The organism is Paraburkholderia sp. (genome assembly GCF_034668105.1).
Lineage (GTDB): Bacteria > Pseudomonadota > Gammaproteobacteria > Burkholderiales > Burkholderiaceae > Paraburkholderia.
Genome location: NZ_JAXDPY010000376.1, coordinates 1 through 22,878, shown reverse-complemented (window position 1 = coordinate 22,878; position 22,878 = coordinate 1). Strand labels below are relative to the sequence as shown.

Genomic DNA, 22,878 nt, shown 5'->3' with positions numbered 1-22,878 from the left:
AAGGCAACGAGGCCGCGCGCTACGACAAGATCCATCTGTTCAACTTCGAAAAAGGCGAGGAATCGTTCGACGAGGCACGCACCATTTGCCCCGGCGGCGAAGTCCGCACCTTCGAGGCGCCGTTCGGCCGGGTCGGTCTGTCGGTCTGCTACGATCTGCGCTTTCCGGAGCTGTACCGGCGCATGGGCGACTGCGCGCTGATCGTGGTGCCGTCGGCGTTCACGTACACCACCGGCCGCGCGCATTGGGAAATGCTGCTACGCGCCCGGGCGGTCGAAAACCAGTGTTACGTGCTGGCCGCCGCGCAAGGCGGCAAACATGAAAACGGCCGCCGGACATGGGGCCACAGCATGCTGGTCGACCCGTGGGGCGAAATCGTCGCGGTGCGCGACGAAGGCGCCGGCGTGGTGGCCGGCAATCTCGAACGTGCGCGCATCGGCGAAGTGCGGCAGAGTCTGCCCGCCTGGCGTCACCGCGTGCTGAGTTGATGCATCGAATCCAGAAGCCGCACATTGAAACTGCGGCGCCGTCCACTCATATAGTGATCGTGACAGCGGCGCTAACCGAATCCTTCGTATTGAGCAGAACATCCTTCGCATGAACATCATCGAACCCGGTATCCGTAATCTCGCCACCGCCAAGGACATCCTCCTGACGCCCTACGGTCTCGACGAATCCCTGCTCACCCGCACGCTCGCCGAAATCTTCACGCACAAGATCGATTACGCCGACCTGTACTTCCAGTACACGCGTAGCGAGGCGTGGAGTCTCGAAGAAGGCATCGTGAAGTCGGGCAGCTTCAGCATCGATCAGGGCGTGGGTGTGCGCGCCGTGTCGGGCGATCGCACGGCTTTCGCCTATTCGGACGACCTGTCGCCCGAAGCGATCCGCCAGGCGGCGCTCGCCACCCGTTCGATCGCCAAGGTGGGCGGCGGCAAGCAGAAGATCAAGGTGGCCTCGTCGCTGACCGGCATCGCCGGGCGCGATCTGTACCTGCCCTCCGATCCGCTGCATTCACTCGACGCAACCGCCAAGGTCAAGCTGCTCGAGCGCATCGAACAGATGGCGCGCGGCCGTGACCCGCGCATCCAGCAAGTCATGGCGGGCCTCGCCGGCGAATACGACGTGGTGCTGGTCGCGCGCAGCGACGGCGGCTTTGCGGCCGATATCCGTCCGCTCGTGCGCGTGTCGGTCACGGTGATCGCCGAACAGAACGGCCGCCGCGAAATCGGCAGCGGCGGCGGCGGCGGCCGCTTCGACTACGGCTACTTCACCGACGAAGTGCTGTCGGGCTATGTCGACGACGCCGTGCATGCAGCGCTCGTGAACCTCGACGCCCGCCCGGCCCCGGCCGGCGCGATGACCGTGGTCCTCGGCCCGGGCTGGCCCGGCGTGCTGCTGCACGAAGCGATCGGCCACGGCCTCGAAGGCGACTTCAACCGCAAGGGATCGTCGGCATTTGCGGGGCGCATCGGCGAACGGGTGGCAGCGAAGGGCGTGACGGTGGTCGACGACGGCACGCTGCCGAACCGCCGCGGCTCGCTGAACATCGACGACGAAGGCAATCCCACCCAGTGCACGACGCTGATCGAAGACGGCATCCTGAAAGGCTACATCCAGGACACGCTGAACGCGCGCCTGATGAAAATGCCGGTCACGGGCAATGCGCGCCGCGAGTCGTACGCCGCGCTGCCGATGCCGCGCATGACCAACACGTACATGCTCAACGGCGACAAGGACCCGCAGGAAATCCTCGCTTCCGTGAAGAACGGTTTGTACGCGGTGAACTTTGGCGGCGGCCAGGTCGACATCACGAACGGTAAGTTCGTGTTCTCGGCCTCCGAGGCGTACATGATCGAAAACGGCAAGGTCACCTACCCCGTCAAGGGCGCGACGCTGATCGGCAGCGGCCCGGAATCGCTCAAGTACGTGAGCATGATCGGCAATGACATGAAGCTCGATTCGGGCGTCGGCGTGTGTGGCAAGGAAGGCCAGAGCGTGCCGGTGGGTGTCGGTCAACCGACCCTGCGCATTGACCGGATGACGGTCGGGGGCACCGCCTGATTTTGGATGTACACGCATACTTCGTGCATGAAATGCTTGAAGTATGCGGATTTACCGCATTTTTACCCCTTGCAGCTTGTCAGCCGAGCTTGCCCGGGTTATAAAGTCACTCACCCTTTTTGACCAGCGACCTATTTCCGCTATGTCCGCCAAGTTTTACTTTTACTTTTTTTGGCATCTCAGACCGCTGGCGGATCGAGAGGGGTGTTAGTGCACGCAAGACACTCAGAATTCACGAAAACCGCCAGCTAGCCTGGCGGTTTTTTTTCGCCTCACATCTTTGAAACTTTTGCCGTTAAAACTTTTTTGATTGTTGTCCGCCCTGGCATCGCTGCCTGATTGTTGTCTGATCCCAGCCTTCGTTGCCCGCGCGAACACGCTACGACCCGATTCAGGAGAACCAGCATGCCCCCGCATAACACCGACGATGTCCGCATTCGCGAATTGAAAGAACTCACGCCGCCCGCTCACCTGATCCGCGAATTCGCTTGCGACGAAACGGTGTCCGACGTGATCTACAACTCGCGCAACGCAATGCATCGCATCCTGCACGGTATGGAAGACCGTCTGATCGTCATCATCGGACCATGCTCGATTCACGATACGAAGGCGGCGCTGGAATACGCCGGGCGTCTGGTCGAGCAGCGCAAGCGCTTCGCCGGCGAACTCGAAATCGTGATGCGGGTGTACTTCGAAAAGCCGCGTACGACGGTGGGCTGGAAGGGTCTCATCAACGACCCGCACATGGACAACAGCTTCAAGATCAATGACGGCCTGCGCACCGCGCGCGAGCTGTTGCTGCGTATCAACGAGCTCGGTCTGCCGGCCGGCACCGAATACCTCGACATGATCAGCCCGCAGTACATCGCCGATCTGATCTCGTGGGGCGCGATCGGCGCACGGACGACCGAGTCGCAAGTGCACCGCGAACTGGCTTCGGGACTGTCGTGCCCAGTCGGCTTCAAGAACGGCACGGACGGCAACGTCAAGATCGCCGTCGACGCAATCAAGGCCGCGTCACAGCCGCACCATTTCCTGTCGGTCACGAAGGGCGGCCACTCGGCGATCGTCTCGACCGCCGGCAACGAGGACTGCCACATCATCCTGCGCGGCGGCAAGACGCCGAACTATGATGCGGACAGCGTCAATGCGGCATGCGCCGACATCGGCAAGGCGGGTCTCGCGGCGCGTCTGATGATCGACGCGAGCCATGCGAACAGCTCGAAGAAGCACGAGAACCAGATTCCTGTGTGCGCGGATATTGGGCGCCAGATTGCTTCGGGTGACGAACGGATTGTCGGCGTCATGGTGGAGTCGCATCTGGTGGCAGGCCGTCAGGATCTGCAGGAAGGCTGCGCGCTGACGTATGGCCAAAGCATCACCGATGCGTGCATCGGCTGGGATGAAAGCATCGCCGTGCTAGAGGGTCTTGCCGAAGCAGTCAAGCAACGGCGCGTGGCGCGCGGCAGCGGCAATTAAAAAGCCTCTGCGCGCCTTGGCGCATCGCTGTAGTTGGCTCAACGAAAACCCGGCTCATCCAGCCGGGTTTTTTGTTAGCCGAACGGACGAATGGTGCTCAACGAGCCGCCTCTGTACCGTAACAACTCGTTGCCGGGTCGGATATGACTTGACCTGGATGGGTGTTACGTATAAAATTTTGTACATGAAAGGCGGCTATGCAGCATGAAAAAGAAATTCGCTGGATGGGCTCCAGCTATCACGATTTACTCGCCTTTCCCGAAGAACCGGGTCGCCGCGCAGGGTTTCAGCTTGGCAAGATTCAGGCAGCTCTGGACCCAGACGACTGGAAGCCGTTTGATTCGATCGGCGCCGGAACGCGCGAGATTCGCATCAGGGAAGCTGACGGCATTTACTGCGTGATGTATGTCACCAAGTTTGTGGAAGCACTCTACGTGCTGCATTGCTTCCAGAAGAAAACGCAGAAGTTAAGCCCGCACGATAGAAGGATTGCCGAGACGCGGTACCGCGCCATCATTAATGATAGGAAAACTTAACAAATGACGATCGACACGAAAATCCGTCACGTAACAAAACCGGGCGCAAACCTGTTTCTCGAACTCGGCTTTTCCGCCGAAGAGGCAAAGCGCTTGCATGTCGCATCGCAAAAGCAGATCAACGACACGCGGCTCCTCAAGCAACAGTTGATGACCGAGCTGTCCAGCTGGATCGAACAGCATCATCTGAAACAGGCCGAGGCGGCCGAGATCCTGATGGTGTCGCGTCCGCGCGTGTCTGACGTGGTCAACAAGAAAACCACCAAGTTCACAATCGACACCCTGGTCGAAATGATGAGCCGGATTGGCAAGCCGGTCACGCTGGCGGTTGGGTAATGCGCATGGGCCCTGCGCTTTCGCGCTCGGGTTGCCATGCGCCCGCGCCTCAGTGCACTACGCCCGAACCGAACACTTCCGTGTGGATCCGCGCCGCATCCACACCGAGCGCAGCCAATGCCTCGCATTGCGCGCGCATGAACGGTACTGGCCCGCAGATGTAGTAATCCGCGTCAGGAACGATCACCTTGTCGGCGATTTTCGCGAGGTCCAGGCGGCCTTCGAAATCGTAGTCGATACCGGCGCGATCGCACGCTTCAATGGCCTCGTAAAACACTGCGCGCGTGACGTTGGGATGCGCCGCGGCCGTGTCATTAAGCCACTGCCTAAACGCGTGCACGCGGCCGTTGCGGCAGGCATGCACGAAGCTCACGCTGCGCTCGCTCTGCTCGGCCAGTAAAGTGGACAGCATCGAGGTCATTGGCGTCACGCCAACGCCGCCGCTCATCAGCACCACGGGGGTCGTTTTCTTGCGGTCCAGCGTGAAATCGCCCATTGGCGCGCTGACATGCACCACCGCGCCCGCGTCCACGCCGTCGTGCAGGAGGTTCGATACATGGCCGGGCGCCGTGTCTTCGCGACCGGCCTCGCGCTTCACCGAGATACGCAGCCAATTACCGTTCGGCGCATCCGACAAACTGTATTGCCGCGGCTGATCGACACCGAGTTCATCCACGAAACGCTTCACGCTCAGATACTGGCCAGGCTCGAAGCCGCAGACCGGTGAGCCGTCGGCAGGCGTCAGATAGAACGACGTGATCTCGTCGCTCTCCACTTCCTTGCGCGCAACCTTGAACGGACGAAAGCCGCTCCAGGCCGCGCCTTCGTAGAGCTTCTCCTCCGTACCGATGAAGATATCCGCAAGCTGCCCGTAAGCGACTTGCCATGCGCCAAGCGTCTCCTGATCGACGGCGTCGCCGAGCACATCAACGATCGCGCCCAACAAGTGGCGTCCTACGATCGGGTAGTGCTCCGGGCGGATGTTCATGCTCGCATGCTTATGGGCGATTCGCGAGACGGTCGGGCCCAGCGCGCCGAGGTTGTCGATATTGGCGGCATACGCATACAGGGCCTTGGCCAGTGACTCCGGCTGGCTGCCGCTCTTCTGGTGCGTCTGGTTGAACACGTTTTTCAACTCAGGATGGTGCGCGAACATGCGCTTGTAGAAATGCCTGGTAATGGTCGTGCCGTGTGCGGCAAGCACGGGAACGGTGGCTTTGACACGGGCGATCTGGTCGGCGGTGAGGGTGGTCATAACTCTTCTCCTTAAAGATGCATTTACACTACATCTTTAAGGAGAAGTTTTGCCCGGGACAGATTGTCACAGTGATCAAAAGAAAAAAGGGGCGTTAGCCGGCGCTACGATCGTGTTGCCATAACACGTCGCTGCCGCCGTCCGCGCGATTGAGCACGCGCGCCAGCACGAACAGCAGGTCGGACAGCCGGTTCACATATTGACGCGGCGCCTCGTTGAGCGCCTCGTCTTCGCCCAGCGCGACGATCGACCGTTCGGCGCGTCGGCACACCGTACGGCACACATGCGCAAGGGCCGCCGCGCGCGAGCCGCCCGGCAGAATAAATTCCTTCAATGGCGGCAAGGTCGTGTTGTAGTCGGTCAGCCAGTCGTCGAGTTGGCCGAGATGTTTGTCGGTAATCATCGTATGGCCGGGGATGCAGAGTTCACCGCCAAGATCGAACAGATCGTGTTGAATCGCGACCAGCGCCGCTCGCACGTTGTCGGGCAGCGTTTCGCACAGCAACACGCCTAGATTCGAATTGAGTTCATCGACATCGCCGATCGCAGCAATGCGCGCGCTGTCCTTGCGTACACGGCGGCCGTCGCCCAGGCCGGTAGTGCCGTCGTCGCCCGTACGGGTGGCGATCTTGCTCAAGCGGTTGCCCATGATGTCTCCCATCCATTCATTCAGTGACGGTGCGTCGGCGGCGGCGAATCCAGCCGGCCAATCCGTAAGCGAGCCGCAAGTTGGCCACCAGATAGACCGCCGAGTTGGTCACCGCGTTAGTCACCGCGTCAGCCCCCGCGTCAGCCACCGCGTTTATCCATATTGCGCGCATCGTAAGACCGCCGCCATTATAGGAGTCGCAGCGGTCCTCGACGCCGTCCCGCAGGCGATCGGCGTAAAATGAAGCACGTGCTGTAGAACAGTTCCGCCCCAATATCAGGAGACATGCGTGAACCATCCCGTGCCGCCGGCCCCGCTGCGCCGACCGTTTCCCACCGAGTTGCTAACAGCGCTCAAGGCCGTTTTCGGCGAACGCGTGTCCACGGCAGAAGCCGTGCGTGCCCATCACGGCCGCGACGAATCGCCGTTCGACCCCCAACTTCCCGACGCCGTCGTCTTCGCACGCAATACGGAAGACGTGCGAACCATCGTCAAACTATGCGGCCAGTACGATGTGCCGATCATCCCATATGGCAACGGTTCGTCGCTCGAAGGGCATCTGCTGGCGGTGCAAGGTGGCGTGTCGATCGATCTGTCGGAAATGAACCGTGTGTTGTCGATCAATGCCGAAGACCTGACCGTCACGGTCGAACCCGGCATCTCACGCAAGCAGTTGAACGAGGCGCTGCGCGACACCGGCCTGTTTTTCCCGATCGACCCGGGCGCTGACGCGAGCATCGGCGGCATGTCGGCTACGCGCGCCTCGGGCACCAATGCCGTACGCTACGGCACGATGCGCGAAAACGTCCTCGGGCTGACGGTGGTTCTGGCCGATGGCCGCGTGATCAAAACGGGCACGCGGGCGCGCAAGTCGTCGGCGGGTTACGACCTCACGCGTCTGTTCGTCGGCTCGGAGGGCACGCTCGGTGTGATTACCGAGATCACCGTGCGTCTGTATCCGCAGCCCGAAGCGGTATCGGCTGCGGTCTGCACGTTCCCGTCGATGGGCGACGCGGTGCGCGCCGTCATCGAAACGATCCAGATGGGCGTGCCGATTGCGCGAGTCGAGTTTGTCGACTCGCTAGCGATCCGCTCGATCAATCGGCACTCGAATTTGACGTTGCGTGAAGCGCCCACGCTCTTTTTCGAATTCCACGGCACCGAGGCCGGCGTCAAAGAGCAAGCCGAACTGGTGCAGGAACTCGCCGCGCAGAATGCCGGCGAAGGCTTCGAATGGGCGACTCGCCCGGAAGACCGCAGCCGCCTGTGGAACGCGCGCCACAACGCCTATTTCGCGATGCTGCAACTGAAGCCTGGCTGCCGCGCCGTCACAACCGACGTCTGCGTGCCGATCTCGCGTCTCGCCGAATGCGTGGTGGAAACGGAGCAGGATCTGAACGCGTCGCCGCTGCCCTGCCCGATCGTCGGCCATGTCGGCGACGGCAACTTCCATGTCGCAATCCTGATCGATCCGAACAAGCCGGAAGAGCTCGCCGAAGCCGAGCGTCTGAACCATCGTATCGTGCAACGGGCGCTGCGCATGGACGGTACCTGCACGGGTGAGCACGGCGTCGGTCTGCATAAGATGAACTTCCTGCTCGAGGAACACGGCGAAGTCGCCGTCGATACGATGCGCTCCATCAAACACGCGCTCGATCCGCGCAATCTGATGAACCCGGGCAAGATCTTTTCCTGGGCGGCATAAGGCGTCATCGAAGCTCAGCTCAGCTCAGCTCAGCTCAGTTACAACAGCGGACAGCGGACAGCGGACAGCGGACAACGGACAGCGGGCAACGAGCTGCGGGCAGCAGGCAACGGCAACGCCGGCTGCTGTACAACCAGGCTCGACTGGGCACGCAGCGTGAAAGACACGAGGAGACAAGTCATATGAACGCACCCGTCGAACTGACGGCCGAAGTTCTGGCCCAGCGCCAGCGCGAAGTCGTGCAGGCGCTGATGGCCGTGCTACCGACCCATTGTCTGCTGTACCGCGAAGAAGACACGGTCGCCTACGAATGCGACGGACTCGCCGCCTATCGGCGTCTGCCGCTGGCGGTCGCTCTACCGGAAACGGAATCGCAGGTGCAGCGCATCGTACAGATCTGTCACCGGCTCGACGTGCCGATCGTGCCACGCGGCGCGGGCACCGGTTTGTCCGGCGGGGCGATGCCGATTCGTCACGGCGTGGTGGTGTCGCTCGCGCGCTTTCGCAAGATCGTCGAAGTCGACTCGTATGCACGTACCGCGACTGTGCAACCGGGCGTGCGCAATCTGTCGATTTCCGAAGCCGCCGCGCCATACGGTCTCTACTACGCACCTGATCCCTCGTCGCAAATCGCTTGCACGATCGGCGGCAACGTCTCCGAAAATTCGGGCGGCGTGCATTGCCTCAAATATGGCCTTACCGTCCACAACGTGCTGCGTGTGCGCGCTGTGACCATGGAAGGCGAAATCGTCGAATTCGGTTCACTCGCACCCGACGCGCCGGGGCTCGACCTGCTCGCTGTGTTGATCGGCAGCGAAGGCATGTTCGCAATCGTCACCGAAGTCACCGTCAGGCTGATCCCGAAGCCACAAACGGCGCAAGTCATCATGGCCAGCTTCGACGATGTCGTGAGAGGCGGCGACGCGGTCGCCGGGATCATTGCAGCAGGCATCATTCCGGCCGGTCTTGAGATGATGGACAAACCGGCCACGCGTGCCGTCGAGGAGTTCGTCAATGCGGGCTACGACCTCGACGCGGCGGCGATCCTGCTGTGCGAATCCGACGGCACGCCTGAAGAAGTCGCCGACGAAATCGTGCGCATGACCGCCGTGTTGCGCGAACAGGGTGCAACCCGCATCCAGATTTCGCGCTCGGAAAATGAACGGCTGCGCTTCTGGTCCGGGCGCAAGAACGCGTTTCCGGCCGCCGGCCGCATTTCACCCGACTATTACTGCATGGACGGCACCGTGCCGCGCCGCAGTATCGGGCCGCTGCTGGCGCGCATTGAAGTGATGGAGAAGAAATACGGGCTGCGCTGCATCAACGTGTTCCACGCCGGCGACGGCAACATGCATCCGTTGATTCTGTTCAACGGCAACGACGTGGACGAGTGGCATCGAGCTGAGGCGTTCGGTTGCGACATTCTCGAAGCGTGTGTAGAACTGGGCGGCACGGTGACCGGCGAACATGGCGTGGGCATCGAGAAGATCAATTCGATGTGCGTGCAGTTCTCACCCGAAGAGCGCGACGCGTTCCATGCGGTCAAACGCGCCTTTGACGCGCCGGGCCTGCTCAATCCCGACAAGGGTATCCCCACCCGCGCGCGCTGCGCCGAGTACGGCAAGATGCATGTGCGCGGCGGCCTGCTGCCGCATCCGGACCTGCCGCGGTTTTAAGGCGCCTGCGGGGCGCCGCGATTATGGGTTCGACGCCGCGGACGTAGGCGCGCGGCGGCCCCGCGGCCCCTTGGCAATTCCGTTCTCTCCACTATCACGCGCGCCGCACCGCCCGTGCTCTTCTTCTCCGGATAACTCACGCCTCCAGCGCGTCGCACGTAACCCGCGCCACCACAGCTCCCCCGCATCCACCCTGATACCCGATGCGGGTCCGCTCCGGGTTGCCAGCGCGCCCCCGCCCGGTACAATCGATCGAAACACAACGAAGCAGGGCACCATGGAAGAGGACGACATCGTCGCCGTTTGGTCCGAACGCGTGCGTTCGGCCAGCGCCGAAGGGCGCACATTGCGCATCCGTGGCGGCGGCACCAAAGACTGGTACGGCCAGACGCTGGAAGGTGACATCCTCGACACGCGCGCTTATCGCGGCATCATTGCCTACGATCCAGCCGAACTGGTGATCACGGCACGCGCGGGCACACCGCTGCTGGAGATCGAGGCCGCGCTCGCCGAACACCACCAGATGCTCGCCTTCGAGCCGCCCCACTTCGGGCCGCAGGCTACCTTCGGCGGCTGCATCGCGGCGGGCATTGCCGGTCCGCGCCGCCCGGCCGCCGGCGCGGCGCGCGACTTCGTGCTGGGCGCCGTCATCATGAACGGCCAGGGCCAGAAACTGCATTTCGGCGGCCAGGTGGTGAAGAACGTCGCCGGTTACGACGTCTCCCGTTTGATGGCCGGTTCGCTCGGCACCCTTGGGCTGATTCTGGAACTGTCGGTCAAAGTGCTGCCGCTGCCACAGGCCGAAGCCACGCTCAAATTCGACATGAATGGCACCGACGCGGTCCGCAAGCTCAACGAATGGGGCGGCCGGCCGCTGCCGATCACCGCGAGCGCGTGGCGCCACGGCACGCTGGCCGTACGGATGGCCGGCGCGGAAGCCGCGGTCAAAACGGCGCGCACGGCGCTCGGCGGCGAAGTCGTCGACGCCGTGGAGGCGGAGCGCTTCTGGGCCGGCCTGCGCGAACAGACCGACTCGTTCTTTGCCGGTATCCCGCCAAAGGCCGCGCTCTGGCGCCTCGCGCTGCCGTCGATCACCGAGCCGCTGCAATTGCCCGGCGCGCAACTGATGGAATGGGGCGGCGGCCAACGCTGGTGGATCACCGACACCGACGCGCAAACCGTGCGTATCAGCGCCAAACAGGCGGGTGGCCACGCCACCATCTTTCGTACCGGCCCCGGCTACGACCGCAGCGCCGGCGTCTTCACGCCGCTGCCCGCACCGCTGATGAAAATCCATCGCGGCCTGAAAAATGCCTTCGACCCGGCCCGCATCTTCAACCGCGGCCGCCTCTACCCCGACTTCTGAGCGACGCGATGCAAACCAACCTCGCGGACTTCATTCGCAACACGCCCGAAGGCGACGAAGCCGACGCCATCCTGCGCAATTGCGTGCACTGCGGCTTTTGCACGGCCACCTGCCCGACTTATCAGATACTCGGCGACGAACTCGATGGTCCGCGCGGTCGCATCTATCTGATCAAGCAGATGGTGGAAGGCGCCGCCGTCACGCGTAGCACGCAGCTGCATCTGGACCGCTGCCTTACCTGCCGCAGTTGCGAAACCACCTGCCCGTCCGGCGTGCAATACGGCAGACTGGTCGAGATCGGCCGCAAGATCACCGAGGAACAGGTCACGCGTCCGCTCGGTCAGCGGATGCTGCGCCGGCTGCTCGCGAGCTTCCTGCCGAACAGCGCGCTGTTCACGCCGGCCATGCGCATCGGTCAGCATGTCCGCCCGCTTCTGCCCAAGAAACTGCGCGACAAGGTACCCGCGCGGCAGCGTCCGCTCGAATGGCCGACCGCGAAACATCCACGCAGGATGCTGATGCTCGCCGGTTGCGTGCAACCGTCGATGATGCCGAACGTCAACGTCGCGACGGCGCGCGTGCTCAACGCGCTCGGCGTGGAAACGCTGATCGCGCCCGAAGCCGGCTGTTGCGGTGCGATCCGTCTGCACCTGGGCTACAACGACGAAGCGCTCGACGACCTGCGCGCCAACATCGACGCGTGGTGGCCCTATATCGAACAAGGCGTGGAAGCGATCGTGATGAACGCGTCCGGCTGCGGCGCGACGGTCAAGGAATACGCGCATCTGCTGCGCAACGATCCCGCGTATGCGGAGAAGGCACGCCGCGTGACCGAGTTGACGCGCGATGTCGCGGAGATCCTGCCGGAGTTCGAAGAGGCGCTCGTCGCCGTGACGCGCCGCCGCGCGATCCATACGGTGGCGTTCCATCCGCCGTGCACGTTGCAGCATGGTCAGCAGGTGCGCGGCAAGGTCGAGCATCTGCTGGCGGCGCTCGGCGTGGAAGTGCGTCTGCCGGCCGACAATCATCTCTGCTGCGGCTCGGCCGGCACCTATTCGCTGACGCAGCCCAAGCTCTCGTACGCGCTACGCGATCAGAAACTCGAACGGCTTCAGGCGCAGGAGCCGCAGGTGATCGTGTCGGCGAACGTGGGTTGCATTGCCCATCTGCAAAGCGGCACCTCTACACCGGTCGCGCACTGGATCGAACTTGTGGAGCACATGCTGTCCCCTTGAGGCGATCGATTTGATGCAGGCGCGGGATGCGGCTTGCGGCTTGCGGCACATCACCGTGAACGGCTTCGCCGTCCCGCGGCGGCATGAAGCGGCGGCGTCCGTATAATTCGATCATTGTCTTTCGCTGGACTTCCGGTTCCGTTCCATGCCCGATCTGATTCATAACCTCGAAGCGGTGCGGCAACGCATCGCCCTCGCCGCGCAGATGGCCGGACGCGACCCGCGTTCAATCACCCTCCTCGCAGTCTCGAAGACATTTCCCGCCGAAGACGTGCGCGCCGCTCACGCAGCCGGTCAACGCGCGTTCGGTGAGAACTACGTGCAGGAAGCCATCACCAAAATCGAAGCGCTGGCCGATCTGCGAACAGCGCTCGAATGGCATTTCATCGGACCATTGCAATCGAACAAGACACGGCCGGTCGCGGAGAGCTTCGACTGGGTGCATTCGGTCGACCGCCTGAAGATCGCGCAACGGCTGTCGGAGCAACGCCCCGACAACCTGCCGCCGTTGAACGTTTGCCTGCAGGTCAACATTAGCGGCGAAGCATCGAAAAGCGGCGTGAGCATTCCCGAGGCCGTGGAGGTTGCGCAGGAAATCGCCGCGCTGCCGAGGCTGAATCTGCGCGGCCTGATGGCGATTCCAGAACCGGCCGGCGGCATCGAAGAGCAGCGCGTGCCGCATCGGCATCTGCGTGAACTGTTCGAGCGTTTGCGCAATGACGGCCTCGAACTCGATACGCTCTCGATGGGCATGTCGAGCGACCTCGAAGCGGCCGTGCTGGAAGGCGCGACGATCGTACGCGTCGGCACCGCGATCTTCGGCGCGCGAGATTACTCTCACTGACCGTTCAGGCCTTCCTTCCTGACGTCTCACGGACCCTCTTTCGGACCCTCTCACGGACCCTCTTTCGGACCACCTTTCGGACCACCTTTCGGACCATCATGAAAATTGCTTTTATCGGCGGTGGCAACATGGCCGCGGCGTTGATCGGCGGCCTCATCAAACGCGGCGTCGTGCCCGCTGACCTGTACGCGATCGACCCGAACGAAGACGCGCGCAAGCGCAATGAGCAGCAATTCGGCATCAAGACCGGCGCCGCCGGGGACGCCGCGCTCGCGTCGTACGACGCCGTCGTGCTGGCGGTGAAGCCGCAGATTCTGAAGAGCGTTGCCGAAACGCTGGCGCCGCATCTGCAAGCCTCGCAACTGGTAATCAGCATTGTCGCGGGCATTCGCATGGATGACATGTCACGCTGGCTGAACGGCCATGCCCGCATCGTCCGCGTGATGCCGAATACGCCGGCGCTGATCGGCATGGGCGTAACGGGCCTGGTCGCGACCGGCAGCGTCGACGAAACCGGCCGCGCGCTCGCGTCGCAAGTGCTGGGCGCAGTCGGCGAAACCGTCTGGTTCGACGACGAAGCGAAGATCGACGCCGTGACCGCGATCTCGGGCAGTGGTCCCGCTTACGTGTTTTATTTCATCGAAGCGCTGCAGGAAGCCGCGCGCCAACTCGGCATGGATGAAGCGCAAGGCCGCGCGCTGGCGGTCGCGACCTTCACCGGCGCGGCACAATTGGCCGCGAATTCGGACGAGCCGCTGAGCCTGTTGCGCGAACGCGTGACGTCGAAGGGCGGTACCACGGCGGCCGCGCTGGCGTCGTTCGAGGCAAACGGGATCAAGGACGCGATCGTGCGCGGGGCGCTCGCCGCGAATGCGCGCGCCAAGGAAATGGGCGACGAACTCGGCAAGTTGTAAGCGCGGTTAGGCGTCTGGAAGAGATGTGCGTAGAACGACGCTGCGCCTCGGATCGAACGGGGGCGGCGTCGGCGGCGCAGGAGAGACAGCGCGGCGCGGTTCAAACCGAAGCGCTTTATATGGCCGTGGTACGAAGAAGCACGGAAGAATTAAAACCAGCCAGCTTCTGTGGCGCGGGCCATGAAGAAGCCCTGCAGAATTAAAACGAAGCCGCCGCGTAATGCGCGGCAATGCCCACAAACAACGCGCCGCCCAGCCAGTTGTTATGGCGGAACGCCGCGAAGCACGCCATCCGATCGCGGTTGCGGATCAACGTGTAGTGATAGATCGCGCAGCCCACTGCTGCAAGCCATCCCAACCAGTACAACACACCGAAACCGAGTATCACGCCGATGCCGGCGTAAATGCCGAGCGTCGCCGCATAGCACAGCATGATTGCCGCCACGTCGAAGCGGCCGAAAGTCAGCGCCGAAGTACGGATGCCGATCTTGATGTCGTCGTCGCGATCGACCATCGCGTATTCGGTATCGTACGCAACCGACCAGAACACGTTGGCCAGCAGCATCACCCAGGCGAGCATCGGCACGTGATCCTGAATCGCGGCGAACGCCATCGGAATGCCGAAACCGAACGCGATGCCCAGATACGCCTGCGGAATTGCAAAGAAGCGCTTGGTGAACGGATATGACCCGGCGACGAACAATGCCGCCACCGACAATTCCTTTGTCAGCGTATTCAGCGGCAAGATCAGCAGAAACGCCAGCAGCGACAAACCGGCCGCCAGCGCCACTGCTTCCCAGGCCTTGATCTTGCCCGACGTGATCGGCCGGTTTTCCGTACGCTTCACGTAGCGATCGAAGTCGCGGTCCGCGTAATCGTTGATCGCGCAACCCGCCGAACGCATCAGCACCGTGCCCACCGTGAAGATCGCCAGCAGCGGCCACGACGGATGACCGTCGGACGCAATCCACAGCGCGTTGAGCGTCGGCCACAGCAGAAGCAGGCTGCCGATCGGCTTGTCCATGCGGACGAGGCGCAGATACAAAGGGAGTCGGGCGAACATGGGCGAATTCGGTGAAGTACAGGCGGTACAGCTATTTTACGGGATGCGGGCGGCAGGCGGCCTTCTGGCCAGGCTAGGCTCGAAAAGCTTGACCTGCGAATCGGAAACGAAAACGATGCGGATGCCGATGCCGATGCCGATGCCGATGCCGAGCCCGAGCCCGAGCCCGAGCCCGAAGCCATCGTCAAGCGTAAAAACCGGCGCCGCAAAAAACAAAACCTCCCACGAAGGGAGGCTTTGTTTGTCTTTCAATCCAACGCAAATGCCGATGCGCTATGTTGAACCCATGCGAAACGCCCAGAACGCTTAAGCCAGCATCGAGCGCAGCATCCACGCAGTCTTTTCGTGCGTCTGCATGCGTTGCGTCAGCAGGTCGGCGGTCGGCTCGTCGTTAGCGGCTTCCGTCGACGGGAAAATCGCGCGCGCGGTACGCACGACGGCTTCCTGGCCTTCCACCAGCTGGCGAATCATTTCTTCCGCAGCCGGCACGCCGTCCGCTTCCGGAATCGACGACAGCTTTGCGAAATCCTTGTAGCTGCCCGGCGCATGCACGCCCAGCGCGCGGATACGTTCGGCGATCGAATCGACCGCGAGTGCCAGCTCGTTGTACTGCGTCTCGAACATCAAGTGCAGCGTGTTGAACATCGGACCCGTCACGTTCCAGTGGAAGTTGTGAGTCTTCAGGTACAGCGTGTAGGTGTCGGCGAGTAGTCGCGACAGACCTTCTGCAATCTTCTTGCGATCCTTGTCGCTGATACCGATATTGACGTGCTGTACGGCTTCTTTCTTGGCCATGATGAACCCTTTGAAAAGTGATACGAACCGGTCGGCAAAGTGACGATGTGCGGTAGCAAACCCGGCATATCGAACGCTCGACAGTTTAGCCTGGAACGCCGCTGCGTTCGTGTGACGCGTGGCCGCTTGCCGCATCCGGGAGCCCGGCTCGATCACGCGCCGAGCGCGTGTTGCCGGGCTTGTACAACGATCACCGCGAGCCCGCTCGAGACGATCACGAATCCCGCTGCCTTGCGCAGCATCCATGCTTGCTGCTGTCGCGCGCCGCGTGCGGCAAGCGAGCTGCCAATGCTGGACTTCATCATCTGGATCATGATCGTGCTTCCTCGATTCGCATCATTTCCGGCGGGACACCGATGCGCCCCGCCCTGCTGCATCACTTCCTGAACACCTCAACTGCTTACTTCCTGGCGCCTTCGGCAAGATCGGCCAGCGCGGCGATCACACCTTCCGCATAGGCCGGATCGGCACGGCGGAAATGCTCGATCTGACGCGCGACGATCTCTTGCGGCACGCCGTTGATATGGCGCGCGATATTGCCGAACAGACGCTGACGTTGCGCCGCATCGAAGAGCGCGAACAACATACCCGGCTGCGTGTAGTAGTCGCCGTCCTGGCGATGGTCGTAACGATCGACCGTCCCCGCTGCGAGGGGCGGCTCCGACGCGTTGCTGTCCTGCGCGAAATCGCTGAAACGGTTCGGCTCGTAGTTGACGTTGCGACCCAGGTTGCCGTCCGTGCGCATCGCCCCGTCGCGATGGAACGAATGCGGGCTCGGCACACGCGGCGCATTCACCGGAATCTGATGATGATTGATGCCGAGGCGATAGCGCTGCGTGTCGCCGTACGAGAACAAACGGCCTTGCAGCAGACGGTCCGGCGAGAAGGCAATCCCCGGCACGGCATTGGCCGGCGAGAACGCGGCCTGCTCCACGTCCGCGAAGTAGTTGTCCGCGTTGCGATTCAACTCGATCGTGCCGACGTCGATCAACGGGTAATCTTTCTGCGACCACACCTTGGTGACGTCGAACGGATTGAAGCGATAGGCCGCGGCTTCCGCTTCCGGCATCACCTGAATCGCAAAACGCCATGTCGGGAAGTTGCCTGCTTCGATATTCGTGAGCAGATCGTGCTGCGCGCTTTCACGGTTCTGGGCCACCACTTGCGCCGCTTCGGCATCGGTAAAGTTCTTAATGCCTTGCATCGACTTGAAGTGGAACTTCACCCAGAAACGTTCGTTGTTCGCGTTGATGAACGAGTACGTGTGCGAACCGAAACCGTGCATCTGGCGGTAGTTCTGCGGAATCCCGCGATCGCTCATCAGAATCGTGACCTGATGCAACGACTCCGGATGACGCGACCAGAAATCCCATGCGGCGACATTGCTGCGCATGTTGGAGTACGGGTCACGCTTTTGCGTGTGGATGAAGTCAGGAAACTTCAGCGGATCGCGAATGAAGAACACCGGCGTGTTGTTGCCGACCACGTCCCAATTGCCTTCTTCCGTGTAGAACTTGATCGAGAAACCGCGCACGTCGCGTTCCGCGTCGGCAGCGCCGCGTTCGCCGGCCACTGTCGAAAAGCGCATGAAGAGCGGGGTGTCCTTGCCGACCTGAGCGAAGACTTTCGCCTTGGTATAGCGCGAGATGTCGTGCGTGACCTTCAGTGTGCCGAATGCGCCCGAGCCCTTGGCATGAACGCGGCGTTCCGGAATCACTTCGCGGTCGAAGTGAGCGAGTTTTTCGAGCAGCCAGACGTCTTGCAGAACGACCGGACCGCGCGCGCCGGCGGTCATCGAATTCTGATTGTCGGCGACGGGTGCGCCGGCTGCATTGGTGAGCTTATTTTCGGACATGCGTAACTCCTGTGAGACTTTTATCGAAACCGAATGCGGGAATAGGTGCGGCGCGCTGATGCTTACGGCTTATGCAGACAACGCCCGATCGACCAGCAGAGACAAGGCGGCCGTGCGCAGGCTGCGCACCGAGGCGGCAACGCTGCCGATGGCAGCGCGAGCGAATTCGGTGGCAACGGTTTGGACCGGCTGGGATTTTGTTTGCGTCATGATTTCCTCCAGGTCTGAACGGATCGGGCGATCCATGGAGGGAACTATAACAAAGCTATTGAATGGTCGTATTTGATTAAATTTATCTATTCCATAGAGGTCGCGGCTTTTCCCCGTAGGGAATTGCCCCGCCAAGCCGCTTCGTGACAGCAGCCTGGCTGAATTGTGTGAAGAACAGCCGCCAACGGCCGCAGGGGGCCGGGTCGGTCAGTTGACGGCGACCGGCAGATCGAGTTTTTTGACGCCTGTGAGATCGCAGGCGTTGATGGCGTCGCTGATCGCTTCGATAGCCGGCATGCGCGTGAAGCTCTTGCGCCAGGCGAGCACGACGCGGCGATCCGGCGCCGGTTCGCCAAAGGCGACGTAGCTGAGCAGGCCCGCGTCGATACCGCCGGCGTGCGGTCTGACCTCACTCACCGACATGCGCGGCAGCACGGTGATCCCGACGCCACTCGCCACCATATGACGAATGGTTTCCAGCGACGAACCTTCGAAAGTCTTCTGGATACCGTCCGCGTTCTGCGAGAAACGCATCAATTCAGGGCAAACGCCCAGCACATGGTCGCGGAAGCAGTGACCGCTGCCGAGCAGCAGCATGGTTTCCTGCTTGAGGTCCTCGGCCTCGATCTTCGCGCGGTTTTCCCATGCGTGTCCGGACGGCAGCGCGACGACAAACGGTTCGTCGTAGAGCGGACGCAGCATCAGGCCGGTTTCCGGGAACGGCAGCGCCATGATGGCGACGTCGATTTCGCCTTGTTTGAGCAGTTCGATCAGCTTGATCGTGTAATTTTCCTGCAGCATCAACGGCATCTGCGGGACGCGCTTGATCATCTGTTTGACGAGCGTAGGCAGCAGATACGGTCCGATCGTATAGATCACGCCGAGGCGCAACGGCCCGACCAGCGGGTCTTTGCCCTGTTTGGCGATCTCCTTGATCGCGAGCGTTTGTTCGAGCACGCGCTGAGCTTGTGTGACGATCTGCTCGCCGATCGGCGTGACGCTGACTTCGCTGGTGCCGCGTTCGAAAATCTGGACGTTGAGCTCGTCTTCGAGCTTTTTGATGGCGACCGACAGGGTCGGCTGGCTGACGAAACACGCTTCGGCGGCCCGGCCGAAGTGCCGTTCGCGGGCAACCGCGACGATATATTTCAATTCGGTGAGCGTCATTAGGGGACCAATCAGTGCAATGAGTTCGATAGGTTCTAGTTATACACCTATAGGGTCGGTTCGCCAACCTTTTGGTCTTCTGGAGGCGGGGCGCACAGTCGCGTCTGCCGTCAAAGACCGGTCCTCAAGCCTTCAGATATTGCTCCCGGGCCCCGAGCCAGCGGGCGAGATGCTGCATCACCACCTCGGGATACTTGTCGAGCAAAGCCGCCGCGGCTTCCCTGGCGGGCTCGATGAGCCACTGGTCATTCTCGAGATCGGCAAATCTCAACATGGCGGCGCCCGACTGCCGGGCACCGAGAAATTCTCCCGGCCCGCGAATCTCGAGGTCGCGCCGGGCGATTTCGAAGCCGTCAGTCGTTTCCCGCATGGTCTGCAAGCGGGCCCGCGCCGTCATCGACAGCGGTCCCGTATACAACAACACGCAAACCGAAGCCGCGCTGCCGCGCCCCACCCGTCCGCGCAACTGGTGCAACTGCGCAAGACCAAACCGCTCGGCATGCTCGATCACCATCAGCGACGCGTTCGGCACGTCCACACCCACTTCGATCACCGTCGTCGCCACCAGTAACTGCACTTCGTTGCGCGTGAACGCCTCCATGACCGCCGCCTTCTCCGCCGGCGCGAGCCGCCCGTGCACCAGCCCGACATTCAATTCGGGCAATGCGGCCACCAGCGTCTCGTAGGTTTCCACCGCAGTCTGCAACTGCAAGGTCTCGCTTTCCTCGATCAGCGGACACACCCAATACACCTGCCGCCCCGTCAACGCGGCCTCACGCACGCGGCCGATCACCTCTTCGCGCCGCGCGTCCGACACCAGCTTGGTCAGAATCGGCGTGCGTCCTGGCGGCAGTTCGTCGATGGTCGAGACGTCGAGGTCGGCGTAATAGGTCATCGCCAGCGTGCGCGGAATCGGCGTGGCCGACATCATCAATTGATGCGGCTGGAAATCGCGCGCGCCGTCGGCGGCGTTCTGCGCCTTGGCGCGCAAGGCGAGACGCTGTGCCACCCCGAAGCGATGCTGTTCGTCGACGATCACCAGCCCGAGCCGCGCGAACTCGACGGCGTCCTGGATGATCGCGTGCGTGCCGATCACGAGTTGCGCCGTGCCGAGCGCCGCCGCTTCGATCGCGGCGCGCTTGTCCTTCGTCTTCAGACTGCCGGCGAGCCACGCGACGCTCACGCCCAGCGGCTCCAGCCAGCCGCGCAACTTGCGCGCGTGCTGTTCGGCGAGGATTTCGGTCGGCGCCATCAGCGCGGCCTGGTAGCCGGCGTCGATCGCTTGTGCGGCGGCCAGCGCGGCGACGATCGTCTTGCCGCTGCCAACGTCGCCCTGCAGCAGCCGCTGCATCGGATGAGGCTGGGTCAGATCGAGCGCGATCTCGCCGCCCACGCGCTCTTGCGCCGCCGTCAGCGAAAATGGCAGCGCCTTCAGCAAACGCGCCACCAGCGCGGATTCATCGCCCAGCTTGCGGCGCGGCATGGCCGGCGCCGCACGGGTGCGACGCTCTTCGTGCGCGCGCTTGAGCGACATCTGCTGCGCCAGCAATTCCTCGAACTTGATACGCACCCACGCCGGATGCGTGCCGTCGATCAGCGCGGTCTCGTCGGATTGCACGCCCGGATGATGCAGCGTGCGCACGGCGTCCATCAGCGTCGGCACGCCGAGCGGCTGCATATAAGCCTGCGCGATCGGTTCGGGCAGCAGCTCCGGCAGCGACGTGCGCGACAACGCGTTATCGATCGATTTGCGCAGATACGCCTGGGTCACGCCCGCGGTGCTCGGATACACCGGCGTCAGCGCCTGCGGCAGCGGCGTGTCTTCGTCGACCACCCGCACCGCCGGGTGCACCATCTCCATGCCGAAGAAGCCGCCGCGCACGTCGCCGCGCACTCGCAGCCGCGCGCCGATTGCCATCTGCTTGACCTGCGAGCCGTAGAAATTCAGAAAGCGGAGGACGAGTTCGTCGCCGGCGTCGTCGTGCAATTTCACCAGCAACTGGCGGCGCGGACGATAGGCGATCTCGTTGTCGAACACCACGCCCTCGGTCTGCGCGATGCCGCCCGGCAGCAAATGCCCGATCGGCGTCAGCGAGGTCTCGTCTTCGTAGCGCATCGGCAGATGCAGGACCAGATCGATGTCGCGCGCGAGGCCGAGTTTGGCTAGCTTGTCGACGGGCTTGGCGGTGGGTTTTGCGGCAGCCTTGGCGGCAGGCTTACCAGTGGCTTTGCCCGCGGCTTTGCCGGCGGGCTTGTCACCGAATGGGTCAACAATTTCGTCTTGACGCGCGGCTTTTTCGCTCTCCGACGGGCCACCCGTGCCGAGGTCGTTCACACCCGCCGCCGCCGCTCTGCCCCGCGAGACGCGGCGCTTCGGCTCGGTGCTCGCTTCATCGGTAGCGGAGGGCGATCGGCGGTCGGACAAAGGCATGGGTTGCTTCGCAAGTACAATATCGGCTGTCAAAGGTGTCGCCGCCATACAGCGCGCGGGCTCGCGGGCCGCTCCGGCGTCCCGCAATCATAGCCGCCCGGCTCCGGCTTCGGCTCAATTCAGTCCCAATTCGCTTCCAGTCGTCCGTATGTTTACGCTTTCCGATTTCGATTTCGATCTGCCACCCGAACTGATCGCGCAAGTCGCGCTGCCCGAGCGCAGCGCCAGCCGTTTGCTCGAAGTGGCCAACCAGGCGGATGCCGGTGGCACCGCGCGCCTGATCGACCGCCGCTTTGCTGAGTTGCCCGAGTGCATCGCGCCCGGCGATCTGCTGGTCTTCAACGATACCAAAGTCCTGAAGGCGCGCTTCCTCGGCCAGAAGGCCAGTGGCGGCAAGGTCGAAGTGCTGGTAGAGCGTCTGACCGGCGAACGCACCGCGCTCGCGCAGATCCGCGCCAGCAAGAGCCCGCAGCCAGGCACCGCGATCCGTCTCGCCGACGCGTTCGACGTGACGGTCGGCGAACGCGTCGAGCCGTTCTACACGCTGCATTTCCCCGCCGACTGCCTGACGCTGATCGAGCAATTCGGCCGCCTGCCGCTGCCGCCCTACATCGAGCACGATCCCGACGCGACCGACGAATCCCGCTATCAGACCGTGTTCGCGCAGAATCCGGGCGCGGTGGCCGCGCCCACCGCCGGCCTGCACTTCGACGACGCGCTGCTCGCACGGCTAGACGCCCGTGGGGTAGAGCGCGCGACGCTTACGCTGCACGTCGGCGCGGGCACGTTCCAGCCGGTGCGGGTCGAAAACCTCGCCGAGCACAAGATGCACAGCGAGTGGTATCACCTGCCACAAACGCTCGCCGACAAGATCGCGGCGACGCACGCGCGCGGCAACCGCGTGATCGCGGTGGGCACGACGTCGATGCGCGCACTCGAAGCCGCCGCGCGCGATGCCGAAGCCGCCGGACGCCCGCTCGCTGCGGCCAGCACGGAAACCGACATTTTCATCACGCCGGGCTATCAATTTCGCGTGGTCGACCGGCTGGTGACCAATTTCCATTTGCCGAAGTCGACGTTGCTGATGCTGGTGTCGGCGTTCGCGGGCGTCGAGACGATTCGCGAGACGTACCGGCACGCGATCGAACAGCGTTACCGGTTTTTCAGTTATGGCGACGCGATGCTGCTGACGCGGCGCGATGCCTGATCCGTTCCATGTCGCGCGGCGCTGTTCCGCGCGATAGCGTTGCGTGCGGGCAGCGCGCGCGGTAGTCTGCCGCTCCTTGCTGCGTCGATGT

At 62.8% G+C, this 22,878-nt stretch carries 23 protein-coding genes; 12 read left to right on the top strand and 11 right to left on the bottom strand.

Annotated features, from left to right (window positions below; genetic code table 11):
• The 5 genes from QOC89_RS16910 to QOC89_RS16890 form a co-directional block, all read left to right on the top strand.
• Nucleotides 1-488 (top strand): nitrilase-related carbon-nitrogen hydrolase (locus QOC89_RS16910; RefSeq protein WP_323046064.1); only part of this gene is annotated, 488 nt, incomplete at its 5' end.
• 109 nt (nt 489-597) lie between these two features.
• Nucleotides 598-2,064: a metalloprotease TldD gene (tldD, locus tag QOC89_RS16905; protein ID WP_323046063.1), complete on the top strand. Its 1,467-nt coding sequence runs from the start codon at nt 598-600 to the stop codon at nt 2,062-2,064.
• Nucleotides 2,065-2,469: 405 nt separating this feature from the next.
• The gene (gene aroG / locus QOC89_RS16900; protein WP_323046062.1) at nt 2,470-3,543 is read left to right on the top strand and encodes a 3-deoxy-7-phosphoheptulonate synthase AroG; all 1,074 of its coding nucleotides are present in this window, start codon (nt 2,470-2,472) and stop codon (nt 3,541-3,543) included.
• 197 nt (nt 3,544-3,740) lie between these two features.
• On the top strand, nt 3,741-4,079 hold the full coding sequence (locus tag QOC89_RS16895) for a type II toxin-antitoxin system RelE/ParE family toxin (protein ID WP_323046061.1): 339 nt from the start codon (nt 3,741-3,743) through the stop codon (nt 4,077-4,079).
• A 3-nt stretch (nt 4,080-4,082) separates the two neighbouring features.
• Nucleotides 4,083-4,415, top strand: a complete 333-nt coding sequence (locus tag QOC89_RS16890; protein WP_323046060.1) for a helix-turn-helix domain-containing protein — start codon at nt 4,083-4,085, stop codon at nt 4,413-4,415.
• Between the two features lie 49 nt (nt 4,416-4,464).
• Here the strand turns inward: QOC89_RS16890 and hmpA are convergent, their stop codons facing one another.
• The 3 genes from hmpA to QOC89_RS16875 form a co-directional block, all read right to left on the bottom strand.
• A complete protein-coding gene (gene hmpA / locus QOC89_RS16885) occupies nt 4,465-5,670 on the bottom strand; it encodes an NO-inducible flavohemoprotein (RefSeq protein ID WP_323046059.1) in 1,206 nt (401 codons plus the stop codon).
• A 94-nt stretch (nt 5,671-5,764) separates the two neighbouring features.
• Nucleotides 5,765-6,319 (bottom strand): cob(I)yrinic acid a,c-diamide adenosyltransferase, encoded by a 555-nt coding sequence (locus tag QOC89_RS16880; RefSeq protein WP_323046058.1) that lies wholly within the window; start codon nt 6,317-6,319, stop codon nt 5,765-5,767.
• A 16-nt stretch (nt 6,320-6,335) separates the two neighbouring features.
• Nucleotides 6,336-6,467, bottom strand: a complete 132-nt coding sequence (locus QOC89_RS16875) for a hypothetical protein (protein ID WP_323046057.1) — start codon at nt 6,465-6,467, stop codon at nt 6,336-6,338.
• A gap of 141 nt (nt 6,468-6,608) precedes the next feature.
• On the opposite strand from QOC89_RS16875, the gene QOC89_RS16870 reads away from it, so the two are divergent.
• From QOC89_RS16870 to proC, 6 genes are all read left to right on the top strand, one after another.
• Nucleotides 6,609-8,024 (top strand): FAD-linked oxidase C-terminal domain-containing protein, encoded by a 1,416-nt coding sequence (locus QOC89_RS16870; RefSeq protein WP_323046056.1) that lies wholly within the window; start codon nt 6,609-6,611, stop codon nt 8,022-8,024.
• 182 nt (nt 8,025-8,206) lie between these two features.
• Nucleotides 8,207-9,700 carry an FAD-linked oxidase C-terminal domain-containing protein gene (locus QOC89_RS16865; RefSeq protein ID WP_323046055.1) on the top strand — a complete coding sequence of 498 codons (1,494 nt, stop codon included), beginning with the start codon at nt 8,207-8,209 and terminating at the stop codon, nt 9,698-9,700.
• 277 nt (nt 9,701-9,977) lie between these two features.
• Nucleotides 9,978-11,066, top strand: a complete 1,089-nt coding sequence (gene glcE / locus QOC89_RS16860; protein WP_323046065.1) for a glycolate oxidase subunit GlcE — start codon at nt 9,978-9,980, stop codon at nt 11,064-11,066.
• Nucleotides 11,067-11,074: 8 nt separating this feature from the next.
• Nucleotides 11,075-12,301, top strand: coding sequence for a glycolate oxidase subunit GlcF (glcF, locus tag QOC89_RS16855; RefSeq protein WP_323046054.1), 1,227 nt, complete (start codon nt 11,075-11,077; stop codon nt 12,299-12,301).
• A gap of 145 nt (nt 12,302-12,446) precedes the next feature.
• Nucleotides 12,447-13,145, top strand: coding sequence for a YggS family pyridoxal phosphate-dependent enzyme (locus tag QOC89_RS16850; protein ID WP_323046053.1), 699 nt, complete (start codon nt 12,447-12,449; stop codon nt 13,143-13,145).
• Between the two features lie 98 nt (nt 13,146-13,243).
• Nucleotides 13,244-14,059, top strand: coding sequence for a pyrroline-5-carboxylate reductase (proC, locus tag QOC89_RS16845; RefSeq protein WP_323046052.1), 816 nt, complete (start codon nt 13,244-13,246; stop codon nt 14,057-14,059).
• Nucleotides 14,060-14,258: 199 nt separating this feature from the next.
• Here proC and ubiA read toward each other — a convergent pair whose 3' ends face one another.
• The 8 genes from ubiA to recG all read right to left on the bottom strand — a co-directional run bounded on the left by ubiA (nt 14,259) and on the right by recG (nt 21,580).
• Nucleotides 14,259-15,122: a 4-hydroxybenzoate octaprenyltransferase gene (ubiA, locus tag QOC89_RS16840; RefSeq protein ID WP_323046051.1), complete on the bottom strand. Its 864-nt coding sequence runs from the start codon at nt 15,120-15,122 to the stop codon at nt 14,259-14,261.
• Nucleotides 15,123-15,158: 36 nt separating this feature from the next.
• Entirely contained in the window at nt 15,159-15,374 is a 216-nt protein-coding gene (locus tag QOC89_RS16835; RefSeq protein WP_323046050.1) for a hypothetical protein, read from the bottom strand.
• Between the two features lie 54 nt (nt 15,375-15,428).
• On the bottom strand, nt 15,429-15,917 hold the full coding sequence (locus QOC89_RS16830) for a Dps family protein (RefSeq protein WP_006047907.1): 489 nt from the start codon (nt 15,915-15,917) through the stop codon (nt 15,429-15,431).
• Nucleotides 15,918-16,069: 152 nt separating this feature from the next.
• The gene (locus QOC89_RS16825) at nt 16,070-16,231 is read right to left on the bottom strand and encodes a hypothetical protein (protein WP_323046049.1); all 162 of its coding nucleotides are present in this window, start codon (nt 16,229-16,231) and stop codon (nt 16,070-16,072) included.
• Between the two features lie 86 nt (nt 16,232-16,317).
• The gene (locus tag QOC89_RS16820) at nt 16,318-17,772 is read right to left on the bottom strand and encodes a catalase (protein WP_323046048.1); all 1,455 of its coding nucleotides are present in this window, start codon (nt 17,770-17,772) and stop codon (nt 16,318-16,320) included.
• A gap of 69 nt (nt 17,773-17,841) precedes the next feature.
• On the bottom strand, nt 17,842-18,018 hold the full coding sequence (locus QOC89_RS16815; protein ID WP_323046047.1) for a hypothetical protein: 177 nt from the start codon (nt 18,016-18,018) through the stop codon (nt 17,842-17,844).
• A gap of 171 nt (nt 18,019-18,189) precedes the next feature.
• Nucleotides 18,190-19,149, bottom strand: a complete 960-nt coding sequence (locus QOC89_RS16810; protein WP_323046046.1) for a hydrogen peroxide-inducible genes activator — start codon at nt 19,147-19,149, stop codon at nt 18,190-18,192.
• A gap of 124 nt (nt 19,150-19,273) precedes the next feature.
• A complete protein-coding gene (gene recG / locus QOC89_RS16805; protein ID WP_323046045.1) occupies nt 19,274-21,580 on the bottom strand; it encodes an ATP-dependent DNA helicase RecG in 2,307 nt (768 codons plus the stop codon).
• Nucleotides 21,581-21,728: 148 nt separating this feature from the next.
• On the opposite strand from recG, the gene queA reads away from it, so the two are divergent.
• Complete coding sequence (queA, locus tag QOC89_RS16800; RefSeq protein ID WP_323046044.1) at nt 21,729-22,787, top strand: tRNA preQ1(34) S-adenosylmethionine ribosyltransferase-isomerase QueA; 1,059 nt, start codon at nt 21,729-21,731, stop codon at nt 22,785-22,787.
• The last annotated feature ends 91 nt before the right edge of the window (nt 22,788-22,878 follow it).

Coding starts and splice junctions, on each gene's coding strand:
- tldD (WP_323046063.1), top strand. CDS start 598: ATGAACATCATCGAACCCGGTATCCGTAATCTCGCCACCGCCAAGGAC.
- aroG (WP_323046062.1), top strand. CDS start 2,470: ATGCCCCCGCATAACACCGACGATGTCCGCATTCGCGAATTGAAAGAA.
- QOC89_RS16895 (WP_323046061.1), top strand. CDS start 3,741: ATGCAGCATGAAAAAGAAATTCGCTGGATGGGCTCCAGCTATCACGAT.
- QOC89_RS16890 (WP_323046060.1), top strand. CDS start 4,083: ATGACGATCGACACGAAAATCCGTCACGTAACAAAACCGGGCGCAAAC.
- hmpA (WP_323046059.1), bottom strand. CDS start 5,670: ATGACCACCCTCACCGCCGACCAGATCGCCCGTGTCAAAGCCACCGTT.
- QOC89_RS16880 (WP_323046058.1), bottom strand. CDS start 6,319: ATGGGCAACCGCTTGAGCAAGATCGCCACCCGTACGGGCGACGACGGC.
- QOC89_RS16865 (WP_323046055.1), top strand. CDS start 8,207: ATGAACGCACCCGTCGAACTGACGGCCGAAGTTCTGGCCCAGCGCCAG.
- glcE (WP_323046065.1), top strand. CDS start 9,978: ATGGAAGAGGACGACATCGTCGCCGTTTGGTCCGAACGCGTGCGTTCG.
- glcF (WP_323046054.1), top strand. CDS start 11,075: ATGCAAACCAACCTCGCGGACTTCATTCGCAACACGCCCGAAGGCGAC.
- QOC89_RS16850 (WP_323046053.1), top strand. CDS start 12,447: ATGCCCGATCTGATTCATAACCTCGAAGCGGTGCGGCAACGCATCGCC.
- proC (WP_323046052.1), top strand. CDS start 13,244: ATGAAAATTGCTTTTATCGGCGGTGGCAACATGGCCGCGGCGTTGATC.
- ubiA (WP_323046051.1), bottom strand. CDS start 15,122: ATGTTCGCCCGACTCCCTTTGTATCTGCGCCTCGTCCGCATGGACAAG.
- QOC89_RS16830 (WP_006047907.1), bottom strand. CDS start 15,917: ATGGCCAAGAAAGAAGCCGTACAGCACGTCAATATCGGTATCAGCGAC.
- QOC89_RS16825 (WP_323046049.1), bottom strand. CDS start 16,231: ATGATCCAGATGATGAAGTCCAGCATTGGCAGCTCGCTTGCCGCACGC.
- QOC89_RS16820 (WP_323046048.1), bottom strand. CDS start 17,772: ATGTCCGAAAATAAGCTCACCAATGCAGCCGGCGCACCCGTCGCCGAC.
- QOC89_RS16815 (WP_323046047.1), bottom strand. CDS start 18,018: ATGGATCGCCCGATCCGTTCAGACCTGGAGGAAATCATGACGCAAACA.
- QOC89_RS16810 (WP_323046046.1), bottom strand. CDS start 19,149: ATGACGCTCACCGAATTGAAATATATCGTCGCGGTTGCCCGCGAACGG.
- recG (WP_323046045.1), bottom strand. CDS start 21,580: ATGCCTTTGTCCGACCGCCGATCGCCCTCCGCTACCGATGAAGCGAGC.
- queA (WP_323046044.1), top strand. CDS start 21,729: ATGTTTACGCTTTCCGATTTCGATTTCGATCTGCCACCCGAACTGATC.